General features: G+C 71.3%; 20 protein-coding genes and 1 pseudogene. 6 read left to right on the forward strand and 15 right to left on the reverse strand.

Annotated elements, in window-relative coordinates; translation table 11 throughout:
* The first annotated feature begins 16 nt into the window (after positions 1–16).
* The 3 genes from DO944_RS12840 (at position 17) to DO944_RS12850 (ending at position 5,688) form a co-directional block, all read left to right on the forward strand.
* Positions 17–3,046, forward strand: coding sequence for a glycoside hydrolase family 38 C-terminal domain-containing protein (locus tag DO944_RS12840; RefSeq protein WP_112617508.1), 3,030 nt, complete (start codon positions 17–19; stop codon positions 3,044–3,046).
* Between the two features lie 121 nt (positions 3,047–3,167).
* On the forward strand, positions 3,168–4,961 hold the full coding sequence (locus tag DO944_RS12845) for a ribonucleoside triphosphate reductase (RefSeq protein WP_112617509.1): 1,794 nt from the start codon (positions 3,168–3,170) through the stop codon (positions 4,959–4,961).
* 1 nt (position 4,962) lies between these two features.
* Positions 4,963–5,688, forward strand: a complete 726-nt coding sequence (locus DO944_RS12850) for an anaerobic ribonucleoside-triphosphate reductase activating protein (protein WP_258524716.1) — start codon at positions 4,963–4,965, stop codon at positions 5,686–5,688.
* 30 nt (positions 5,689–5,718) lie between these two features.
* On the opposite strand, the gene DO944_RS12855 is transcribed toward DO944_RS12850, so the two are convergent.
* The 3 genes from DO944_RS12855 to DO944_RS12865 are packed head-to-tail and all read right to left on the reverse strand — an operon-like array spanning position 5,719 to position 7,665.
* Positions 5,719–6,315: a CbiQ family ECF transporter T component gene (locus DO944_RS12855; RefSeq protein WP_112617511.1), complete on the reverse strand. Its 597-nt coding sequence runs from the start codon at positions 6,313–6,315 to the stop codon at positions 5,719–5,721.
* A 25-nt stretch (positions 6,316–6,340) separates the two neighbouring features.
* Positions 6,341–7,027, reverse strand: a complete 687-nt coding sequence (locus DO944_RS12860; protein WP_112617512.1) for an energy-coupling factor ABC transporter ATP-binding protein — start codon at positions 7,025–7,027, stop codon at positions 6,341–6,343.
* Positions 7,024–7,665 (reverse strand): biotin transporter BioY, encoded by a 642-nt coding sequence (locus DO944_RS12865; protein ID WP_112617513.1) that lies wholly within the window; start codon positions 7,663–7,665, stop codon positions 7,024–7,026. The genes DO944_RS12860 and DO944_RS12865 overlap by 4 nt, the downstream gene beginning before the upstream one ends.
* 51 nt (positions 7,666–7,716) lie before the next feature.
* On the opposite strand from DO944_RS12865, the gene DO944_RS12870 reads away from it, so the two are divergent.
* Positions 7,717–8,367, forward strand: a complete 651-nt coding sequence (locus tag DO944_RS12870; RefSeq protein ID WP_112617514.1) for a TetR family transcriptional regulator — start codon at positions 7,717–7,719, stop codon at positions 8,365–8,367.
* Here the strand turns inward: DO944_RS12870 and DO944_RS12875 are convergent.
* Both DO944_RS12875 and DO944_RS12880 read right to left on the reverse strand, forming a co-directional pair.
* Positions 8,303–8,710 carry a DUF2809 domain-containing protein gene (locus DO944_RS12875; RefSeq protein ID WP_112617607.1) on the reverse strand — a complete coding sequence of 136 codons (408 nt, stop codon included), beginning with the start codon at positions 8,708–8,710 and terminating at the stop codon, positions 8,303–8,305. The genes DO944_RS12870 and DO944_RS12875 overlap by 65 nt on opposite strands.
* Entirely contained in the window at positions 8,707–9,597 is an 891-nt protein-coding gene (locus tag DO944_RS12880) for an NUDIX domain-containing protein (RefSeq protein WP_112617515.1), read from the reverse strand. The genes DO944_RS12875 and DO944_RS12880 overlap by 4 nt, the downstream gene beginning before the upstream one ends.
* A gap of 93 nt (positions 9,598–9,690) precedes the next feature.
* On the opposite strand from DO944_RS12880, the gene DO944_RS12885 reads away from it, so the two are divergent.
* Complete coding sequence (locus DO944_RS12885; RefSeq protein WP_112617516.1) at positions 9,691–10,110, forward strand: GNAT family N-acetyltransferase; 420 nt, start codon at positions 9,691–9,693, stop codon at positions 10,108–10,110.
* A 129-nt stretch (positions 10,111–10,239) separates the two neighbouring features.
* Positions 10,240–11,604, forward strand: a pseudogene (locus tag DO944_RS12890) (DUF222 domain-containing protein).
* A gap of 32 nt (positions 11,605–11,636) precedes the next feature.
* Here DO944_RS12890 and der read toward each other — a convergent pair.
* From der to xerD, 10 genes are all read right to left on the reverse strand, one after another.
* On the reverse strand, positions 11,637–13,163 hold the full coding sequence (gene der, locus DO944_RS12895; protein ID WP_112617517.1) for a ribosome biogenesis GTPase Der: 1,527 nt from the start codon (positions 13,161–13,163) through the stop codon (positions 11,637–11,639).
* Positions 13,163–13,843 (reverse strand): (d)CMP kinase, encoded by a 681-nt coding sequence (gene cmk / locus DO944_RS12900; protein WP_112617518.1) that lies wholly within the window; start codon positions 13,841–13,843, stop codon positions 13,163–13,165. The genes der and cmk overlap by 1 nt, the downstream gene beginning before the upstream one ends.
* Entirely contained in the window at positions 13,836–14,963 is a 1,128-nt protein-coding gene (locus DO944_RS12905; RefSeq protein WP_112617519.1) for a prephenate dehydrogenase, read from the reverse strand. Before DO944_RS12905 ends, cmk begins: the two co-directional genes overlap by 8 nt.
* On the reverse strand, positions 14,960–15,736 hold the full coding sequence (locus tag DO944_RS12910) for a pseudouridine synthase (protein WP_112617520.1): 777 nt from the start codon (positions 15,734–15,736) through the stop codon (positions 14,960–14,962). Before DO944_RS12910 ends, DO944_RS12905 begins: the two co-directional genes overlap by 4 nt.
* On the reverse strand, positions 15,733–16,326 hold the full coding sequence (scpB, locus tag DO944_RS12915; RefSeq protein ID WP_112617521.1) for an SMC-Scp complex subunit ScpB: 594 nt from the start codon (positions 16,324–16,326) through the stop codon (positions 15,733–15,735). Before scpB ends, DO944_RS12910 begins: the two co-directional genes overlap by 4 nt.
* Positions 16,316–17,164: a ScpA family protein gene (locus tag DO944_RS12920; protein WP_112617522.1), complete on the reverse strand. Its 849-nt coding sequence runs from the start codon at positions 17,162–17,164 to the stop codon at positions 16,316–16,318. Before DO944_RS12920 ends, scpB begins: the two co-directional genes overlap by 11 nt.
* Positions 17,148–18,032: a ParA family protein gene (locus DO944_RS12925; RefSeq protein ID WP_094262410.1), complete on the reverse strand. Its 885-nt coding sequence runs from the start codon at positions 18,030–18,032 to the stop codon at positions 17,148–17,150. The genes DO944_RS12920 and DO944_RS12925 overlap by 17 nt, the downstream gene beginning before the upstream one ends.
* Before the next feature lie 161 nt (positions 18,033–18,193).
* Positions 18,194–18,817, reverse strand: coding sequence for a vitamin K epoxide reductase family protein (locus DO944_RS12930; RefSeq protein WP_112617523.1), 624 nt, complete (start codon positions 18,815–18,817; stop codon positions 18,194–18,196).
* A 93-nt stretch (positions 18,818–18,910) separates the two neighbouring features.
* Entirely contained in the window at positions 18,911–19,987 is a 1,077-nt protein-coding gene (locus tag DO944_RS12935; RefSeq protein ID WP_112617524.1) for a hypothetical protein, read from the reverse strand.
* Between the two features lie 51 nt (positions 19,988–20,038).
* Positions 20,039–20,962 carry a site-specific tyrosine recombinase XerD gene (xerD, locus tag DO944_RS12940; protein WP_112617525.1) on the reverse strand — a complete coding sequence of 308 codons (924 nt, stop codon included), beginning with the start codon at positions 20,960–20,962 and terminating at the stop codon, positions 20,039–20,041.
* Positions 20,963–20,966: the final 4 nt, after the last annotated feature.

Consider the following 20,966-nt stretch of genomic DNA (forward strand, 5'->3'; position numbering starts at 1 on the left):
CCCGAAAGGCTCCTCCATGCACGACCGCTCCACTCTCGCGCTGCTGCGCATCGACCGATTCGTCCGCGAACGTCTGGCCCCGGCGATCCACCGCGACTCCCGCCCGCTCGCGGTCAGCCGCTGGGAGGCGCCGGCCGAGCCGGTCGCCTTCGACGAGGCCCGCGACGGCGCCTACCGTCCGATCACGGTCGGTGAACCGTGGGGACGCCCGTGGGGGACGACCTGGTTCCGCGTCACGGGCGAGGCGCCGGACGAGTGGTTCGACGGGGACGAGCCGATCGCCGGGACGCGACCCGAGCTCGTCGTCGACCTCGGATTCACGACCGGACAGGCGGGCTTCCAATGCGAGGCGATGGTGTGGTCGGTCGACGGCCGGCCGCTGCGCGGCATCGCGCCGCTCAACAACGCGGTGACCGAGGCGGTGTCGCCGGGCGGTGAGATCGACGTCTTCGTGGAGGGCGCCTCCAACCCCGACGTCGGGAGCATCTTCACCTTCGCGCCCACACCGGTCGGCGACCGGGCGACCGCCGGGGAGGATCCCGTCTACGTGCTGCGGACGGTCGATGTGCGACTGCGCGACCTCGAGGTCACCGCTCTCCTGGACGACACCTCGGCGCTTCGGGGACTTGCGGCGCAGCTCGACCCAGCGTCGGCCCGCCGTGCCGACATCCTTCTCGCCTTGGAGCGGATGATCGACGTCGTCGACCCGCACGACGTCGCCGGTACCGCCGCCGCGGGCCGCGCCGTCCTCGCTCCCGTGCTGGCCGCGCCGGCCTCGGCGAGCGCACACACCCTGCATGCCGTCGGGCACGCCCACATCGACTCGGCGTGGCTGTGGCCCGTGCGAGAGACGGTGCGGAAGGTCGCTCGCACGTTCTCGAACGTCCTCTCGCTCATGGACGAAGACCCCGACTTCGTCTTCGCCGCGTCGTCGGCGCAGCAGTACGCATGGGTGAAGGAGTACTACCCCGACCTGTTCGAGCGCATCCGCGCGCGTGTGGCGGAGGGCCGGTTCGTGCCGGTCGGCAGCATGTGGGTCGAATCCGACACGAACCTGCCCGGCGCGGAGGCCCTGGCGCGGCAGTTCATCGCGGGCAAAGGCTTCTTCGAGCGCGAGTTCGGCATCGACACCCCCGAGGTGTGGCTTCCCGATTCGTTCGGTTACAGCGGGGCTCTTCCGCAGATCGCGAAGGCCGCGGGCGCCCGCTGGTTCCTCACGCAGAAGATCTCGTGGAACGAGACGAACCGGATGCCGCACCACACCTTCCGGTGGGAAGGCATCGACGGCACCCGCCTGTTCACCCACTTCCCGCCGGTCGACTCGTACAACTCGATCGTGTCGGCAGCCGAGCTCGCGCACGCCGAACGCAACTACGCCGACAAGGGGCGCGGCACGGTGTCGCTGCTCCCCTATGGATTCGGTGACGGCGGGGGCGGCCCCACGCGCGAGATGACGGCGGCGATCGCGCGGACGACCTCGCTGGAGGGCTCACCCCGTGTCGTTCACTCGACACCGCAGCGGTTCTTCGAGACCGCCGAAGCGGAGTACCCCGAGCCCGAGGTCTGGGTCGGCGAGCTCTATCTCGAGTTCCACCGCGGCACCTATACGAGCCAGCTCGCCACGAAGCAGGGCAACCGCCGCAGCGAGCACCTGCTGCGCGAGGCCGAGCTGTGGGCGACGACCGCGGCTGTGCGCACCGGCGCACCGTATCCCGCCGAGAGGCTCGCGCGGGCGTGGGAGACGGTGCTGCTGCAGCAGTTCCACGACATCCTGCCGGGATCGTCGATCGCCTGGGTCTATCAGGACGCCGAGCGCAACTACGCCGCGGTCGCCCGCGAGCTCGAGGAGATCATCGGCGACGCGTTGACCGCTCTCGCGGGATCGCCCGAGTCGGGCGAGGCCACATCCGAGCTCAGGGTCAACGCCGCGCCGCACGCGCGCGGCGGGGTTCCGGCGCTCGGAGCCGTACCCGTTGCCCCGGCGTCCCGCGTGCGCCCCGAACGCTCGCCCGAGGGCTGGGTGCTCGACAACGGCATCGTGCGCGTGGTGATCGACGATCGCGGGCTGATCGTCTCGGCGGTCGATGTGGCGAGTGGTCGCGAGAGCGTGCCGCCGGGCGCGGCATCCGCTCTTCTGCAACTGCACCGCGACACCCCGACGCAGTGGGATGCCTGGGATGTCGACGTGCACTATCGGAACACCGTCACCGACCTCACCGACATCGACGGCCTCGAGCTCGACGGCGACGAGGTCGTCGTCACCCGGTCGTTCGGCTTGTCGCGCGTGGTCGAGCGCATCGGACTCGATGCCGGGTCGCGCACCCTGTCGCTCGGGTTCGAACTCGACTGGCACGAGACGCAGAAACTGCTCAAGCTCGCGTTCCCCGTCGACGTGCACACCGACAGCGCGACCTCGGAGGTGCAGTTCGGCCATATCGAGCGGAAGACCCACACCAACACGTCGTGGGATGCCGCGCGCTTCGAGACCGTCGCGCAGCGGTGGGTGCGCGTGGGCGAACCCGGCTTCGGCGTCGCGGTCGTGAACGACTCCACCTACGGTCACGACATCACTCGAGCCGAGCGCTCGGTCGGCGGCGGCACGGTCTCGGTCGTCCGGCTGTCGCTCATCCGGTCGGCGCTGTTCCCCGATCCCACGCAGGATCAGGGCGCGTATGCACTGCGGGTCGGCCTGGTCGTCGGCGCGGACGTCGAGGATGCCGTCGTCGAGGGCTATCGGCTGAATCTGCCCGAACGGGTGGTGACGGGGACCGCCTCCGCGATCGAGCCGATCGTGACGGTGGCGGACCCGGGGGTCGTCGTCGAGGCGGTCAAGCTCGCCGAGGACGGCTCGGGCGACGTGGTCGTGCGGCTGTACGAGGCGCTCGGCCGCCGTGTCGACACCGTCGTGCACCCCGGTTTCGACGCGCTCGGGGCGGTTCGGACCGATCTGCTCGAGCGCGAGGTCGCGGCCTCCGCCCTCGTCGACGATGCCGTTCCCCTCTCCCTCCGCCCGTTCGAGATCGTGACCCTCCGCTTCGCCCGCTGACGGCTGACGCGCGTGGTGCGCCGGGATTTGTTCCGGCGCGCCACGCGGATCAGGCACATCATGTAGTGGCTGAATCGAGACCCGACCCCCACATCTGGGGAATCTCGACGAAGGAGCTCACATGACCGCGCGATCCATCTCCGTCCAGGCGACCGTGGAGGAGTACCTCGAGAGACGCGACTGGCGCGTCAACGCGAACGCGAATCAGGGCTACAGCCTCGGCGGGCTCATCCTCAACGCGTCTGGCAAGCTGATCGCCAACTACTGGCTCGACGAGGTCTACGCGCCCGAGGCCGGAGCGCACCGCGACGGCGACATCCACATCCACGATCTCGACGTGTTCGCCGGCTACTGCGCCGGGTGGTCGCTGCGCCAGCTCCTCGAGCAGGGGTTCAACGGGGTTCCGGGCGCGATCTCGTCGGCCCCGCCGAAGCACTTCTCGAGCGCCCTCGGCCAGATCGTCAACTTCCTCGGCACCCTTCAGAACGAGTGGGCCGGAGCGCAGGCGTTCAGCTCGTTCGACACCTATCTCGCACCCTTCGTGCGGCTCGACGGGCTCGACGAGCGAGCCGTACGCCAGGGCATCCAGGAGCTCGTCTTCAACCTCAACGTCCCCTCGCGATGGGGCACTCAGACCCCGTTCACCAACCTGACCTTCGACTGGACCTGCCCCGACGACCTCGCCGACCAGCGCCCGCTCGTCGGCGGGCGCCTCGCCGACTTCACGTACGGCGATCTCGCGCCCGAGATGGCGATGATCAACCGCGCGTTCCTGTCGGTGATGACCGAGGGCGACGCCGACGGCCGGGCGTTCACCTTCCCCATCCCGACCTACAACATCACGAAGGACTTCGACTGGGACTCCCCCGAGGCCGACGCGCTGTTCCGGATGACGGCGAAGTACGGCCTGCCCTACTTCCAGAACTTCGTGAACTCCGACCTCGACCCCGGAATGATCCGGTCGATGTGCTGCCGCCTGCAGCTCGACCTCACGGAGCTCCTCAAGCGCGGCAACGGGCTGTTCGGCTCGGCCGAGCAGACCGGGTCGGTCGGGGTCGTCACGATCAACTGCGCGCGGCTCGGATTCGTGCACGCCGGCGACCGCGCGGGCCTGTACGCGCAGCTCGACCGGCTGCTGGAGCTCGCGCGCGACAGCCTCGAGGCCAAGCGCACCGTCATCGGACGCCACCTCGACGCGGGCCTGTTCCCCTACAGCCGGCGCTACCTCGGCACCCTGGACAACCACTTCTCGACGATCGGCGTGAACGGGCTGAACGAGGCGGTGCGCAACTTCTCGGGCGACGCGGATGACATCACGACCGAGGAGGGGATGCGGTTCGCCGCCGACCTGCTCGATCACGTGCGCGTACGCATGGTGGAGTTCCAGGAGCAGACCGGGCACCTCTACAACCTCGAGGCCACCCCGGCCGAGTCGGCGACCTACCGCTTCGCCCGCGCCGATATCGCGCGCTTCGCGGGCATCCGTCACGCCGGCACGACCGCCAACCCGTACTACACGAACTCGTCGCAGCTGCCGGTCGCGTTCACCGACGACCCGTTCCTCGCGATGGAGCTCCAGGAGGGGCTGCAGCAGAGGTACACCGGCGGCACCGTCCTGCACCTCTACATGGGCGAGGCCGCACCTACGGCGGCGGCGTGCAAGACCCTCGTCCGCCGTTCGCTCGAGCGGTTCCGCATCCCGTACATCACGATCACGCCGACGTTCTCGATCTGCCCCCAGCATGGGTACCTCTCGGGCGACCACGCGACGTGCCCTCAGTGCCTCGCCGAGTGCGAGGTGTGGACGCGGGTGATGGGCTACTTCCGCCCGGTCTCGTCGTTCAACATCGGCAAGAGAGGCGAGGCCGCCGAGCGTGTGGCGTTCTCGTACGAACGCGCCGCGGCGGTCGTGTGACGTGTCCGCTGTGGCGGGTCGCGGCGCTTCCGAGCTGCGCATCGCGGGACTCTCGCGGTTCTCGACGGTCGATCGGCCGGGGCACCTCGTGGCGACGGTGTTCCTGCAGGGGTGCCCATGGGACTGCGCCTACTGCCACAACCCCGATCTGATCGATCCGCGGACAAGCGGGGTGATGCCGTGGGCGGACGTCGCCGCCTTCCTCGGCGAGCGCCGCGGCCTGCTCGACGGGGTCGTCTTCTCGGGCGGTGAGCCGACGATGCAACGCGCCCTCCCCGACGCGATCGCACGGACCCGCGAACTCGGGTTCGACGTCGGACTGCATACGGGCGGCGCCTACCCGGACCTGCTCGAAGCCGTGCTGCCGGCCCTGTCGTGGATCGGCCTCGATGTGAAAGCGGGGGCCGACGACTACGCCGGCGTGACGGGCCGGGGTCCGAGCGGGCGCGCCGCACTGCGCTCGCTCGACCTCGTGGTCGCCGCTCAGCGCGAGCGCGCCGCCTCGCCGCATCCGCTCGATGTCGAGGTCCGCACGACCGTGCATCCCGACCTCATCGACGACGCCCGGCTCGGCGATCTCGGCGAGCTGCTGGCCGACCGCGGGGTGCGGCGGTGGGCGATCCAGCGATTCCGTGCGGCGGGCAGCCGGTGCGGCACGCCGGTCGCCGCCCCGCTGCGGCTCGACCGCGTGCCGCGAGAACGGTTCGAGCGCGTCGACGTGAGATGAGGCGCCGCCGTTGCGCGAACTCGGCGCGAGTCAGCGCACGCCCCGCGCGGTGAGAGCGTCGCCGAGGTCGTCGGCGTGTTTCAGTGCGAGCACGATGAACGCCAGCGCGGAGGAACGGATGCCGCCTCCCGCGCCCCGCGCGCGGTGCGCGTCTCGCACCTCGCCTGCCAGGCGCGCGAGCGTCGGCACGGAGCCGAGCGCGACGACGAGGAGGAGGGAGATGCGCTCGGGGTCGGCGCCGATCGCCCGGGCGGGACGGAGGACACGCTCGAAGAGGTCGAGCAGAGCGGCGACCGGCGTCGTCAGCGCCAGCAGGGCGGCGAGCAGGATCGCGGCCAGGATGCGCACGGTTCCGACCACGGCGGGCTCGAGCCCCAGGAAGATGAGCTGGCCGGCGAGCGCGATGATCACGAGCCACCGCAGCGCCCGGATCTGTCGGACCAGCTCGCGCCAGCCCGTTCCGGGGACGGCGTAGCAGGCGAGGCACAGGGCGGCCGCACCGGCCGCAGTCGCCGGTGCAGCCGGGAGCAGCGACACCGTCATCACCAGGCCGAGGAGGAGCAGGGTCTTCGGCCCCGCCGGGAGCCGGTGCCACCCCCGCGCATCCGGACGGTAGAGGGTCAGCATCGTGCCGCGCCCGCCTCGGTAGACGTCATCGCCAGGTCCTCGCGTATGAATCGACGACCTCGGCCGCGTCTCCCACGTCGACGATGCGTCCCGCGGCGACGTGCACGCCGACCTCGCACCGCCGCGCGAGGTCGAGGTCGTGGGTCACGAGCAGCAGTCGGTGGCCGGTGTCGCCGAGAAGATGACCGGCGATGCGGGCGGCGTTCCGCCCGTCGAGGAACGCGGTCGGCTCGTCCGCGACGACGAGCTCGGGGTCGCGGACGAAGGCTCCGCACAGGGCGAGCAACTGCTTCTGCCCGCCCGACAGCTCGTGCGCGGGGTGGTCGCGGAGATCGGTCAGGTCGAACCGATCGAGCGCCCGGTCGACCCGTGCAACGCGGTCGGCGCGCGAGCCGCGATCGCCGCGAAGCGAGAAGGCGACGTCCTCGGCGACCGTGGGCATGACGATCTGCGCGTCCGGGTTGCTGAAGACGATCGCGACGCGGCGCCGCAGCTCGGCCGCATCCCGGACCGGGTCGCAGCCGAGCACCCGGACGGCTCCCGACGTCGGTCGCACGAGTCCGCCGATGAGTCGGGCGAGCGTCGACTTGCCCGAACCGTTGTCGCCGACCACCGCGATGGTGCGCGCGTCGAGGCCAAGGGTGAGGGGTTCCAGCACCTGCACGTCCCCGAGGCGGACGGCCGCGGCCTCGAGACGGATGCCGACCGTCATGCCGGGGCGGCGGTCCGGGTCGGCGCATCATCGCCGGCCCGGGTGCTCGCACGCGGCGCCCACGTGCGCCGGAAGGCGCGAGGGTAGCCGCGCACGAGTGCTCCGATCACGAGCGTCGCGACGACGACCTTGACGATGTCGCCCGGGACGAAAGCGAGGTTCGCCAGCGCCGCCTGCTCGAGCGGCAGGCGCAGGACGAGGCTCTGGACCGGGATGCCGCACGCATACACGACGAGCACCCCGCCGATGAGGAGCCCGGCCACGGTGCGCCACCACACGGGTCGCCGCCCGCCGGCGTGGACGATCAGCCCCACCACCACGGCGCCGACGAGCCAGCCGACGAGGTAGCCCGCCGTCGGGCCGGCGAAGACCGCGAGCCCGCCGCGGCCGCCCGCGAGGAGCGGAAGCCCCACGGCGACGAGAGCGAGGAAGGTGCCCACCGAGGCCGCGCCGACGACGGGCCCGAGAACGGCGCCGGCGAGCATCACGCCGAGGGTCTGCGCCGTGATCGGCACACCCCCGAACAGCGGGAACGAGCCGGGCAGCCCGAGCACGGCGATCAGGGCCGCGAACACCGCGGCGCGGGCGAGGTCGGTCGCATCGAGCGCGGCGCGCGACGCGGGGATCGACGGGGTCATGGTTCCTCCTGAACACCGTTCACGTGAACGGCGTTCAGGTAGAGTAGCGCCATGATCGCCGACGATTCAAACCGCGGAGGTCGCGCGCCCCGACGCTCGAGGGACGACGTGGTCGACGCCGCCCTCGAGCTGCTCGACCGGGTCGGCCTGCCCGATCTGTCGATGCGGCGCCTCGCCGAGCATCTCGGCGTGCAGCCGAGCGCCTTGTATTGGCACGTCGAGAACAAGCAGCAGCTGCTCGCGGCCGTGAGCGCCCGCATCCTCCGTCCGGTCAGCGCAGCTGACGAGGCCGGCACGAGCCTCGACGTCGCCGCCCGAGAGGTCGCCGTGCGCCTGCACGACAGCCTGCTCGCCTACCGCGACGGGGCCGAGGTCGTCTCCAGCTCACTCGCGCTCGGGCTCGTCGAGCCACCCGCGCACGCGCACCTCCGGGCCGTCGCACTCGAACGCGGCGAGTCGGCTTCTCTCGCCGACACGATCGCCGACACCGTCACCCATTTCGTCGTCGGTTTCACCTTTCACCAGCAGCAGCGCCGCAGCGCCGACGCGTGGGGCGCGGCCTCGGGCGGCGTCGCCGCCTCACCCGAGCGCATCGCCGCCGGCGACGATGACGGCTTCACCGCGGCGCTCGACCTGATCATCGCGGGGGTGACGACGGTGCTCGCCGGCGGCGCCACACAGTATCCAGAGCCCCGGCGATGACGATCGTCACGACGTAGACGAGCAGGTCGCGCGCGTCGAACACCGTCCCAAGCACCAGGACCGCCGGCGGGAAGACGGCGGCCGCCCGCGCGGGCAGATCGCTCAGCTGCAGCAGCTCGACCGCGATGCACCAGATGCCGGCGACCGCCGCGACGACGACGGTTGCGGCACGGGGTGCGACGGCGACGACGAGAGCGTAGATCAACACGGCGTAGAGCGCGTCACCGGCGATGTCGGTCGCGGCGGTGTCGGGCAGGATGCCGTGGACCACGAGCCCTGCCGCGACGACAGCGACGGCCAGCGCGGCCGCGCCCCAGCGCCGGGCTGCGCGGCCGGTGGTCACAGCCGGTCGCGGAGCCACGACGTCGAGACCGCCCGGGCCCCCACCGCCTCGACGCGAGCGCGCAGCTCGCGATCCGACGTCACGACGCTGACCCGCTCACCCGCGGCCACGGCGGCAGTGGTCGCCTCGACGATCGCATCGTCACCGGCGGCCGGTGCGCGAGCGAGCTCGACCCCCGCGGGGGCGGTGACGTCGCGCGCCTGCCCCTCGACGACGGCGACCACGCGCGGAAACCAGATGTCTTCGGGGAGCTCCAGGTCCGCGGCATCCATCCCCCGCTCGGCCAACGCCGCCACCTGGGCGAGCAGCCGCTCGGCGGCACCGGCCCGATCGCGCCACCAGCCGTCGGGGACCGAACCGACCACGTTCGCGACGTCGACGATGACGGTCGGGCGTAGCGAGAGCAGGCCGCGCAGCCGGGGCCAGGATGCCGCGAACCCGGGATGCAGCGGGAAGGACTCGACCTCATCGATGGGAACCCACGCGAGCTCGCGACTCTCGGGATCGCTGATGACCGGGTGGAAGGGCGTCGTGACGTCGGCCACGAGGGTGCCGTAGGTCCACACCCCGACATCCAGCACGGACAGGAACCGCGGAGCAACGGCGTCCGCGGGAACGCCGGCCTCTTCGGCCGACTCGCGCAACGCTCCGTCGCGCGCGGACTCCCCCGCGTGACGCGCGCCGCCGGGAAGACCCCAGGTGTCGCCGAAGTGGCTCCACGACACCCGATGCTGCAGCAGCACGCCCCACTCCGGATCGATGGCCAGCAGGCCCGCGGCACCGAAGCGCCCCCAGTACCGCTCGCCCGACGGCGCCACGACCCACGCGTCGCCGGGATCGCGCGGGCCGTGCGGCGGGCGCGGGGCGGCGGCGGGATCGTCGGTCATCCTCACAGCCTGACACAGCCGCGGTCCGCGGGCCCGTGATTGGCATCGTGTTACCAGCGGGATCTCCCCGGTGCTGCGGCGCACAATGGGATCGTGGAGTACGAGATCGATGACTCACCCGCCCGCATCCAGCGCGACGTCGTATGGCGCTGGCTCTCGTCCGAGGCCTACTGGGGCCGCTGGCGTGAGCGCTCCGTGCTCGAGGCGCAGCTCGACGCGGCCTGGCGGGTCGTCGGGGCCTACCGCGCCGACACCGGAGAACAGATCGGCTTCGCCCGCGCGGCATCCGATGGTGCGAGCTTCGCCTATCTCGCCGACGTATTCGTCGTCGCCGAGCACCAGGGCGCGGGCGTCGCGCACCGCATCCTCCGGCGCATGATCGACGAGGGCCCGGGGCACGACTTCCGCTGGACGCTGTTCACGCGCGACGCGCACAGCCTCTACGCCGAGTTCGGCTTCGAGACCCCCGACGAGACCGCGATGGTGCGTCGCGCATCACCCGCCAAGCGCTGAGGCAGCAGAAACCGGTGGACGCGCTCCGGCAGCGATCAGCACGGCGCTGCCTGTGGATAGTCGAGGCGCGATGTCGGAGGTCCGTGACATGATTCGAACATGCATTCGAATGATGGACTCGGCGGCGGGATGGGTAGCGACGGTGATGTCGCTGCCCTCGCTCAGCTGGTCGCGGATGCGGAGGGGGCGGCGGACGTCGTTCGGGCTGGTCAGGTGCGTGAGGTTCGGGTGCTTGCCGCGGCCGGGGTGCTCGCGGAGAAGCAGGCTGCTGGGGCATCGGAGAAGGTCAAGGCGCGGGAGATGGCGCTGCGCGGGATCGCCGCGGAGCTGGCCGGTGTGTTCGTCGCGACCGACCGGACACTGCAGCGTCGGATCGACGAGGCGCGCGATCTGGTCGACAACTTCCCGCTGACGATGGCCGCGTGGGAGGCCGGGCGCATCGTGCGTGGGCACGTGCGGGTGATCCAGGAGATCGGATGCCTCGTGCCCGTGGCGGATCGTGCGGAGTTCGAACGCGCCGCGGTTGAACGGTGCGAGGGCGAGACGCCTAACCGGGTGCGGGACGCGTTGCGGATGATCGCGGAGCGGATTCACCCGCGGACGTTCACGGAGCGGCACGAGGAAGCCGCGGCGGGGCGGTGCGTGCGGGTGCAGGCCGGGTCCGACGGGATGTCCGATCTGATCGCGACCCTGCCGACTGTGATCGCGGACGGGATCGTGGACCGGCTCACCCGGCAGGCGCGCGAGATCATCAACGCCCGGGCGCAGGCTGAAGCGCCTGGCACGCCTGACACTCGAGCCGACGCGAACGGCGCTTTACCCGATGCCGACACGACGATTCGCGACGGGTCGTCGTTCATCGACGATGCCCGCACCATCGACCAGGTCCGCGCGGACGTGTTCTCCGACCTCCTCCTCGCGGGGACGCCTGCTCTCGACCCCACCGGCACCGGTGACGGCAACGGAACCCTCGGCGCGATCCGGGCACACGTGCAGGTGGCCGTGTCGGCACTCACGCTGATGGGTCAGGACGACGGGCCCGCGGATCTGGCGGGGCGCTCCCCCATCGATGCGAACACCGCACGCGAACTCGCAGGTAACGCGACCTCCTGGGACCGGTTGCTCACCCACCCGGTCACCGGAACCGTCCTCGAGTGCGACACCTACCGGCCCACCGCCGCCATGGTCAGGCTGCTCCGAGCCCGAGACCGGCACTGCCGATTCCCCGGATGCCGACAACCCGCCATCCGCTGCGAACTCGACCACACCATCGCCGCATCCGACGGTGGCGCGACGCACGTGTGCAACCTCGCCAACCTCTGCAAGAGACACCACGACGTCAAACACCACACCCGATGGCGAGTCTAACAGCTCGCGGGCGGAAGGCTGATCTGGACATCACCGACCGGACGGATCTACCGCGAAGACGCATCACCACCGCTCGTCGCCTTCACGACCACGGATCCACCCGGCCCGGGGGCTCCACCTTTCTGAGCACGAGCGGCCGCGGGGTGCTGCGCCGGGCGTCAGCGCTGGCGCTTCTCGCGCACCCGCATGTTCGTCACGATCGGCGTGCCCTCGAAGCCGAAGATCTCGCGCAGCCGTCGCTGGATGAACCGGCGGTAGCCCGGGTCGAGGAACCCGGTCGTGAACAGCACGAATGTCGGCGGGCGCGTCGACGCCTGGGTCCCGAACAGGATGCGGGGCTGCTTGCCGCCGCGCAGCGGGTGCGGGTGCTCCGCGACGAGTTCGGCGAGGAACGCGTTGAACTTGCCCGTCGGGATGCGCTGGTCCCACGACTGCAGCGCGGTCTCGAGAGCGGGAACCAGCTTGTCGAGGTGACGACCGGTACGGGCCGAGAGGTTGACGCGCGGCGCCCACGTGACGTGCGCGAGGTCCTGCTCGATCTCGCGCTCGAGGTAGCGGCGACGGTCGGCGTTGTCCATGTCGGCGTCGTTGAGGCGGTCCCACTTGTTGAACGCGAGCACGAGCGCTCGACCGGACTCGAGCACGAGGTCGATGATGTTGAGGTCCTGCACGCTGATCGACTCGGTCACGTCGAGCACGACGACGGCGACCTCGGCCTTCTCGAGGGCCGCTGACGTGCGCAGCGACGCGTAGAAGTCCGCACCCTGCTGCAGGTGCACCCGTCGACGGATGCCGGCCGTGTCGACGAGTCGCCACAGCTTGCCGCCGAGTTCGACGACCTCGTCGACGGGGTCGCGGGTCGTGCCCGCGAGGTCGTTCACGACGACGCGCTCCTCGCCCGCGGCCTTGTTGAGCAGCGACGACTTGCCGACGTTCGGGCGCCCCAGGATCGCGACGCGACGGGGTCCGCCCAGCTCGTTCTTCGCGACGGCCGAGACCTCGGGGAGCACCTTCATGATCTCGTCGAGAAGATCCGCGACTCCACGCCCGTGGATGGCCGAAACGGGGTGCGGCTCGCCCAGGCCGAGGTTCCACAGCGCCGCAGCCTCGGGCTCCTGGCGCGCGTCATCGATCTTGTTCGCGATGAGGAAGACCGGCTTGTCGCTCTTGCGCAGCAGACGGACGACGGCCTCGTCGGTGGCGGTGGCCCCGACCATCGCGTCGACGACGAACAGCACGACATCCGCGAGGTCGATCGCGACCTCGGCCTGCGCGGCCACCGAACGGTCGATGCCTCGGGCGTCGGGCTCCCACCCGCCGGTGTCGACGAGGGTGAAACGGCGGTCCATCCACTCGGCCTTGTAGCTGACGCGGTCACGCGTGACACCCGGGGTGTCCTCGACGACGGCTTCGCGCCGACCCAGGATGCGGTTGACCAGCGCCGACTTCCCGACGTTCGGACGCCCGACGATGGCGACCACCGGCAGCGCCGGGAGCACCTCGACGACCTCGCCACCCGCGGTCAGGCCCGCGAGCAGGTCAGCATCCTCATCATCGAGCTCGTAGTCGGCGAGGGTCGCCCGCAGCGCGGCGGCCCGCTGGTCGGCGAGCTCCTCGTCGAGGTTCGCGAGCTTCTCCTCGAGCTGGTCGGGACCGCCCTGGTACTCGTCTTCGGTCGTAGCCATCAGTTCTCTCCTGTCGCGGTGCGAACGACGTCGATGACGGCGTCCACGGTCCGATCGAAGTCCAATTCGGTCGAGTCGACCACCACGACGCCGGGCGCCGCGGTGAGGAAGTCGACGACCTTCGAGTCCGACGCGTCACGCCGGTGGAGCGCCTCGGCGACAGCCGCGGCATCCTCCCCCGTGAGCTCGGCGCTGCGGCGCGCGGCGCGCACCTCGGGGCTGGCGGTCAGCAGGATGCGCACGGGCGCATCGGGGAAGACCACGGTGGTGATGTCCCGCCCCTCGACGATGACACCGGCCGATCCGGATGCCGCCACGAGCGCCCGGAACAGGACGTTCACGCGCTCGCGCACCTCGGGCACGCGGGCGACGCCGCTGACGGCCGCCGAGACGCGAGGCTCGCGGATGTCGTCGGTGACGAAGACGTCGCCGACGCGAACCCAGTGGTCATCGGGGTCGAGCGAGATCGCGTAGTCGAAACCGTCGAGGGCGCGCACCACGGCGTCCGTGTCGGCGGTGTCGTCACCGCCCTCGAGCACGCGCCACGCGAGCGCACGGTAGGCGGCGCCGGTGTCGAGGAAGCCGTAGCCGAGCACGCGGGCGGCCTGCTTCGACACGCTCGACTTGCCGCTGCCGGCGGGCCCGTCGATCGCGACGGTGACGGGAGACGACTCAGGCATGGGGAACACTCGCGATCTTCCAGCCGCGCTTCTCGAGCCCGGCGACGGCTTCGTGGACGGCGCTGGGGACGACGCTCAGCTCGGCCAGCCCGAACTGCGCGCCCGGGGAGTGCTCGAGGCGGAGGTCCTCGATGTTCACCCCGAGCTCGCCGAGGTCGCCGAACAGGCGCCCGAGCTGACCCGCGGTGTCGTCGACGCGCACGACGATCTGCTCGAAGCGGCGATTCTGACCGTGCTTGCCGGGCAGCCGCTCGACGCCCTCGTTGCCGCGACGGATGGTGTCGGCGAGCGCGCGGCGGGCACCGGGGGCCGCCGGGTCGCGCAGCGCGTCGGCCACTGCACGCAGGTCGCCCGCCAGATCATCGAGCACGGCGACGACGGGGGCCGCGTTCGCGCCGAGGATCTGCACCCAGAGTTCGGGAGCGGATGCCGCGATGCGCGTCGTGTCGCGCACGCCCTGACCGGTCAGGCGCAGGGATCCCTCGGGAGCGGCGACGAAGCGTCCGGCGAGGAGGCTCGCCACCAGCTGCGGGACGTGCGAGGTGAGGGCGACCGCTTCGTCGTGCTCCTGCGGTGTCATCTCGAGCGGCATCGCGCCGAGGTCGAGCGCGAGCCCTTCGACGACCGCGAGATCGGAGGCGCGCGTCTCATCGTCACGGCACACGACCCACGGGCGACCGATGAAGATGTCGGCACGCGCCGAGATCGCGCCGCCCCGCTCGCGGCCGGCGAGCGGGTGCGAGCCGATGTAGTGGGTGAGGTCGACCCCGCGCTTGCGCAGCTCGAGGTAAGGCTCGAGCTTGACGCTCGCGACATCCGTCACGACGACGCCGGGGTGGGCGCGCAGCTCGCGCTCGATCACATCCGCCGTGACGTCGGGCGGCACCGCGACCACGATGAGGACGGGGCGGTCGTCCGGGGCCGCGAGCCGGCCCGCGCCGTAGTCGACGGCGAGCCGCAGCTGAGCGGGCGAGGCGTCGTCGAGGACGACGTCGACTCCGAGCAGACGCAGGGCGTGACCGATGCTCGAGCCGAGCAGGCCCGCGCCGACGATGCGCACGGTGCCGGCCGTGCGCGCGGCACGGCCGGGGCGCACGGGATCGAGCGAGGAATCGGTCACGGGTTCTCCGGAGAAGTCGGGTGCTCGGGGGCACCGTGGGCGCTGCGCGAGAGCGTCAGCAGCGCACCGCGTTCCACTGTAGTCAACTCCCGGGCGCGTCCCGCCGGGAGGGTTCCCAGGTGGAGCGGCCCGAACTGTCGCCGCACGAGCTCGAGAACCGGATGCCCGACCTCGGCCATCATGCGCCGCACGATGCGATTGCGGCCCGAGTGGAGCGTCAGCTCGACGAGGCTCGTCTCACCCGACGTGTCGAGCAGCCGCGCCTTGTCGGCCGCGATCGGGCCGTCGTCGAGCTCGACGCCTTTCGTCAGCCGTGCGATCGTCTGCGGGGTCACGCGCCCGCGCACCTTCGCGATGTACACCTTCGTCACCCCGAACGAGGGGTGAGCCAGGACGTGGGCGAGCTCGCCGTCGTTCGTGAGCACGAGCAGACCGCTGGTCTCGGCATCCAGGCGGCCGACGTTGTACAGGCGCTCGTCCCAGTCCTTCGTGAACCGGCGCAGGTCGGCACGGCCCTTCTCGTCCTTCATCGAGCTGACGACACCCGTCGGCTTGTTGAGCATGACGTAGCGCTTCGTCGTGTCGAGCTGCACGGCGGTGCCGTCGACGTCGACCCTGTCGACAGCCGGGTCGATGCGGCTGCCGAGCTCGGTCACGACGACACCGTTGACCCGCACGCGTCCCTCGACGATCAGCTGCTCGCACACGCGGCGCGACGCCACCCCGGCATTGGCCAGGACCTTCTGCAGGCGTACCCCTTCGGCATCCGTCATCGCGTCGCCTCTCCCTCGAAACCGTCGGCGCCGTCGTCGAGCAACGGCGAAATGGGCGGCAGCTCGTCGAGCGAGTTGATGCCGAGGTTGACCAGCAGCGCGTCGGTCGTGCCGTACAGGATGGCACCGGTCTCGGGGTCGTGACCGACCTCCGTCACCAACCCGCGCGAGAGCAGGGTGCGCACGACCGAATCGACGTTGACGGCGCGGATCGACGCCACCTGACTGCGCGACACCGGCTGCTTGTACGCGATGACCGCGAGGGTCTCGAGGGCTGCCTGCGAGAGCCGCGACGGCGCCTGCGTGTTGACGAACTCGCTCACGAGGGCGTCGTGCTCCGCTCGCACGTACATCCGCCACCCGCCGCCCACTTCGCGCAACTCGAAGCCGCGACGCGGCCCGCCCGTCTCGCCGTCGTAATCGGCGACGAGCCCGGCGACCGCCTGCCGTACGGCTGCGACGGGCGCCCCGACGGCGGCGGCGAGGGAGACGAGGCTCTGCGGCTCGTCGACGATCAGCAGAACCGCCTCGAGCCGCCGCGCGACGTCCGCGATCGGGTTGGCGACGGTCGGTGTCGGGTCATCGGTCATAGTCGGCTCCCAGGGTGGCGAGGTTCTCCTCGGACCAGCGCTCCGCGGTCCAGCGCAGCGTCAGCTCGCCGAGCGGCTCGAGCTGCTCGAACGACAGCGCCGCGTGACGGTAGAGCTCGAGCACGGCGAGGAAGCGGGCCACGACGACGCCGGGCTGCGCGACCCCGGCGACGAGTTCACGGAAGTTCAGGGTACCCGCGCCGCGCAGCAGCGTCACGACGATGGCCGCCTGCTCGCGGATCGACACGAGCGGAGCGTGCAGGTGGTCGAGCCCCACGACGGGCATCTCCTTCGGAGCGAACGCGAGCATCGCCAGTGCCGCGAAGTCGTCGGGGGTCAGCGTCCACACGAGCTCCGGCGCGGCCGCGCGGTACTTCTCGTCGAGGCGAACCGACCGGGTGTGACGACGGTCCTCGGCGACGGCCCGCTCGGCGAACCAGCCGGCGACCTGCTTGAACGCGCGGTACTGCAGCAGACGGGCGAACAGCAGGTCGCGCGCTTCGAGCAGCGCCACCGACTCGGCGTCGATGAGCTCGCCCTGCGGCAGGAGCCCGGCGACCTTCATGTCCAGCAGCGTCGCGGCGACGACGAGGAATTCCGAGGCGGCGTCGAGCTCTTCGGGCTCGAGCCCGCGCAGGTAGCCGATGAACTCATCGGTGACCTTGCTGAGCGACACCTCGGTGATGTCGAGCTCGTGCTTGCCGATGAGGTTCAGCAGCAGGTCGAAGGGGCCGTCGAAGTTCGTCAGCGAGACCCGGAAGCCCGGACCGTTCGGATCGCCCGCGTCGGGCTCGGCCGGCCCGGCCGCATCGACGATCCCGTCAGGCGACGGCGCCACGGGCGACGAGCTCCCGCGCGAGACGCAGGTAGGCCTGCGCGGCCTGATGCTCCGGCGCGAAGGTGATGATCGGGACCCCCGCGACCGACGCATCGGGGAACTTCACGGTGCGCCCGATGACCGTCTCGAGCACGTCGTCGCCGAAGGCCTCCACGACGCGTTCGAGCACCTCGCGCGAGTGGAGGGTGCGCGGGTCGTACATCGTGGCGAGGACGCCGTCGAGCTCGATGGACGGGTTGAGCCGGTCGCGCACCTTATCGATCGTCTCGATCAGCAGCGCGACGCCGCGCAGCGCAAAGAACTCGCACTCGAGCGGAATGAGCACGCCGTGGCTCGCCGTCAGCGCGTTGACCGTGAGCAGCCCGAGCGAGGGCTGGCAGTCGACGAGGATGACGTCGTACTCGGACGAGACCCCGCGCAGCACGCGCGCCAGGATCGTCTCGCGGGCAACCTCGTTGACGAGGTGCACCTCGGCCGCCGAGAGGTCGATGTTCGCGGGGATGACGTCGAGCCCGGGCACAGACGTCTCGACGATGACCTCGTGCGGGTCGCGCTTGGTGTCGAGCAGCAGGTCGTAGATCGTCGGCACGTCGTGCGTCGCGATTCCGAGGCCCGCCGACAGTGCACCCTGCGGGTCGAAGTCGACGGCGAGCACCTTGCGGCCGTACTCGGCGAGCGCAGCGGCGAGGTTGATGGTCGTCGTGGTCTTGCCGACGCCGCCCTTCTGGTTGCAAAGGGCGATGATGCGGGCCGGGCCGTGACCGTCGAGCTTCGGCGGGGTCGGGAAACCTCGGTATGGCCGACCGGTGGGTCCGATCGGGGTGTCCTCCGTGGGGGCCTTCCCGGCCTTCCGCGACTTGTCCGTCACCGAGACTCCTGCTTTCCGTAGCGTGCGATCGATTCTCGCACAGGCACCCGGCGTGAGCCGATACGTTCGTCGGACGCGCGGGGCAGAAGTGGCCTGAATCGGCGCCCGAGGCGACACCGGCACCGCCGATCCGACGAACGTATCTCCGCAACGCCTCCGGGTCACAGGCTCCCGAGCACGTCGAGCCGCAGCTGGGCGGCGACGGCGATCATGAGGTAGTCGACAACCACGACGAGGGGCGTCCACGCCAGCAGCAGCGCGCCGACGCGTTGCGGCGCACGGCCCCAGACCCCCTCGCGCAGCGTCCACCCGAGAGTCGACCAGAACAGCGGGATCGTCACGAGCCACACGACCATGCACCACGGGCAGAGCGAGCCGTACTCGAAGACGCTGCGGTAGGCGAAGACATGGACCAGCACGAACGCCGCCGCGACGAACCCGGCGTACACCCGCCAATACCAGGGACGCAGCCCGGCCAGCGCCGCGAGCCCGGAGACTCCCGCGTAGATCGCGCCCGGAAAGAGCACGATCCCGATGATCGAGTTGCTGAACCCGAGCAGGTTTCCGCCGGGGCTCAGCAGGTTGGGGCCGCACGTGACGATCGGGCTGATGTCGCACGAGATGAGGGCGTCGGCACCGGTGAGCTGGCCGATGTACTCGTGGTAGAGCAGGAACGACACGATCCAGCCCGCGACGCCCGCCACGATCCAGACGACGGCGAGCGCGGGGCCGGGACGGATGCCGCGCCTGTTCTCCGAAACGGCGGCGGATGCTGCGGTGGGCATGCTGTCATCCTGCGGCGCCGGTACCGCGCCCGCGGCCGCCCCGTGCCGGGAAAAACCGGGTTCGACCGGATGCCGCGAGCGCCCGCCCGAGCTTCAGCGCCAGGTGGCGGTGAGGAGACCGGCGACGACCCCGAAGACGAGGGGCAGCAGGCAGCCGATGGCGACGGGGCGACCGACCGCGGGCCGGGTGAACAGGTGCGCTCGTGTCCCGGCCCGTTCCGCGTCGGTGCTGCGCAGCGCGCCGCCCGGCGACGGCTCCGGGCGAGCGGCCGCGGCATCCTCGATACGCGCGGCGATCGCGAGCAGGTCCTCGGTCCAGCGCCAGAACGGGGCGGTCCAGCGCGCCAGCGCGCCACGCGAGAGGAAGTACACGTGTCGGCCGACGGTCTCGACGTCGACGTCGGGCGCGACCGCCGCCAGGCCGGAGCGCACGGACGGCGTGAGCATCCGGCGAACACGGTCGCCGTCGGCGGGCGCGCACCAGACGCCGAAGTGCTCGTCGAACCCGCCACCGATCTCGATCCGCTCCTGCCCGAGGGGCGGACGCCAGGAGGGCGCGCCCGGCGCGTGCACCGCGACCAGGCTCGCCCGCGGCAGCTCGGCGGCGAGGCCTACGCGGAGATACGTCAGCGAGTGCGGCATCCGATAGCGGCCGATCCAGGTGTCGAAAGCGTAGTCCGCCGACCGGAACGGGCGCGGCTCGCTCCCCGTCACGACAGCGGTCGCCATCCGGCGCTTGCCGAGGCCGAAGACGGTCGCACTCTCCTGCGGATCGTCCTCGCGGTGGCGCAGACCGAGCCGGTTCACGGTCGCGAACCCTTCCAGACGGTACAACGCGGCGTCGGCCTCCTGCCGGGCGCGACGCATCCCGCCGAAGCGACTCACCGCGAGTGGCAGCACCATCACCGCCGCGATCACGATGTTCGACCACGACAGGCCCGAGCCGCCTGCCATCGATTGGATGAAGAGGACGAAGAGCAACGCGAGCACGCCCACCCCGAGCACCAGCACCGCCGAGACGAACACCGCCCGCACGGCGACCAGCCGTGAGGCGCGCCGGCCCGCTTCGCCACGGAGCCCCTCGTCGCCAGGCTCGGGGAGCGGCGTCGTGAGCGCCTCGGTGCCGAACGGGGTGGCGCCGGCGTCGTCCCGGGGTGCGCCGCTGCTCATGCCCCTATCCTGCCGTGCCGGGGCTGCGGCGCCGTCCGCTTGTACCCCGTCTCAGCGCGCGCGAGGATGCGACGTGGCGTAGATCTCCCGCAACGCGTCGACCGTGACGTGCGTGTAGATCTGAGTGGTGGCGACCGACGCGTGCCCGAGCAGCTCCTGCACGACGCGGACGTCGGCCCCGCCCTGCAGCAGGTGCGTCGCGAACGAATGCCGCAGGGTGTGCGGCGACACATGCGCCGTCAGTTCCGCGCGCTCGGCCGCCTGCTGAATGATCAGCCACGCGCTCTGCCGCGACAGCGGAGCACCGCGGACGCCGAGGAAGAGTCGGGGCGTCGCGCGTCCGCGCCGGGAGAGCTCCGGCCGGGCGCGCGCCAGATAAGCCTCGACGGCGGCGCGCGCGTACGAGCCGACCGGGACGATCCGCTCCTTCGCGCCCTTGCCGCGAACGCGCAGCACGTCGCCGAGGGCGAGGTCGTCGACATCCAGCTGCACGATCTCGGACACGCGCGCGCCCGTCGCATAGAGCAGCTCGAGCAGCGCTCGATCCCGCAGCGCGGCGATGTCGGTCGCGGCGACATCGCCCGGAGCAGGACCCGCCGCGTCGAGCAGACTCTCGACCTGGTCGATCGTCAGAGCTTTCGGCAGGCGCCGCGGCGTCTTGGGCGGGCGCAGCCGCTGCGTGGGATCGGCATCGACGATGCCTTCACGGGCGAGGAAGCGGTGCCACCCGCGCAGCGACGACTGCAGCCGCGCCAGCGACGTGGCCGCCGGCGGCGGGTCGGCGGATGCCGCCTCCTCGGCGAACCGGGTCACGACCTCAGCCGTGATCTCGGACGTGTCACCGATCCCCTGCTCGGCGAGCCACGCGGTGTACGCGTCGAGATCGCGCCGGTAGGCCGCGACCGTGTGCGCCGACAGCCCGCGCTCGACCGAGATGTGGCGCAGGTACGCCGCGACGGCGCGGTCGAGCCGCACGTCC

Source organism: Microbacterium sp. SMR1 (assembly GCF_003289625.1).
Lineage (GTDB): Bacteria > Actinomycetota > Actinomycetes > Actinomycetales > Microbacteriaceae > Microbacterium > Microbacterium plantarum.

Excerpts from the sequence above, each read along its gene's own strand:
- cmk (WP_112617518.1), bottom strand. The coding sequence starts at position 13,843 with ATGCCTGAGTCGTCTCCCGTCACCGTCGCGATCGACGGGCCCGCCGGC.
- DO944_RS12870 (WP_112617514.1), top strand. The coding sequence starts at position 7,717 with ATGATCGCCGACGATTCAAACCGCGGAGGTCGCGCGCCCCGACGCTCG.
- DO944_RS12855 (WP_112617511.1), bottom strand. The coding sequence starts at position 6,315 with ATGCTGACCCTCTACCGTCCGGATGCGCGGGGGTGGCACCGGCTCCCG.
- DO944_RS12935 (WP_112617524.1), bottom strand. The coding sequence starts at position 19,987 with ATGAGCAGCGGCGCACCCCGGGACGACGCCGGCGCCACCCCGTTCGGC.
- der (WP_112617517.1), bottom strand. The coding sequence starts at position 13,163 with ATGGCTACGACCGAAGACGAGTACCAGGGCGGTCCCGACCAGCTCGAG.
- DO944_RS12930 (WP_112617523.1), bottom strand. The coding sequence starts at position 18,817 with ATGCCCACCGCAGCATCCGCCGCCGTTTCGGAGAACAGGCGCGGCATC.
- DO944_RS12880 (WP_112617515.1), bottom strand. The coding sequence starts at position 9,597 with ATGACCGACGATCCCGCCGCCGCCCCGCGCCCGCCGCACGGCCCGCGC.
- DO944_RS12840 (WP_112617508.1), top strand. The coding sequence starts at position 17 with ATGCACGACCGCTCCACTCTCGCGCTGCTGCGCATCGACCGATTCGTC.
- DO944_RS12845 (WP_112617509.1), top strand. The coding sequence starts at position 3,168 with ATGACCGCGCGATCCATCTCCGTCCAGGCGACCGTGGAGGAGTACCTC.
- DO944_RS12865 (WP_112617513.1), bottom strand. The coding sequence starts at position 7,665 with ATGACCCCGTCGATCCCCGCGTCGCGCGCCGCGCTCGATGCGACCGAC.
- DO944_RS12860 (WP_112617512.1), bottom strand. The coding sequence starts at position 7,027 with ATGACGGTCGGCATCCGTCTCGAGGCCGCGGCCGTCCGCCTCGGGGAC.
- DO944_RS12910 (WP_112617520.1), bottom strand. The coding sequence starts at position 15,736 with ATGACGGATGCCGAAGGGGTACGCCTGCAGAAGGTCCTGGCCAATGCC.
- scpB (WP_112617521.1), bottom strand. The coding sequence starts at position 16,326 with ATGACCGATGACCCGACACCGACCGTCGCCAACCCGATCGCGGACGTC.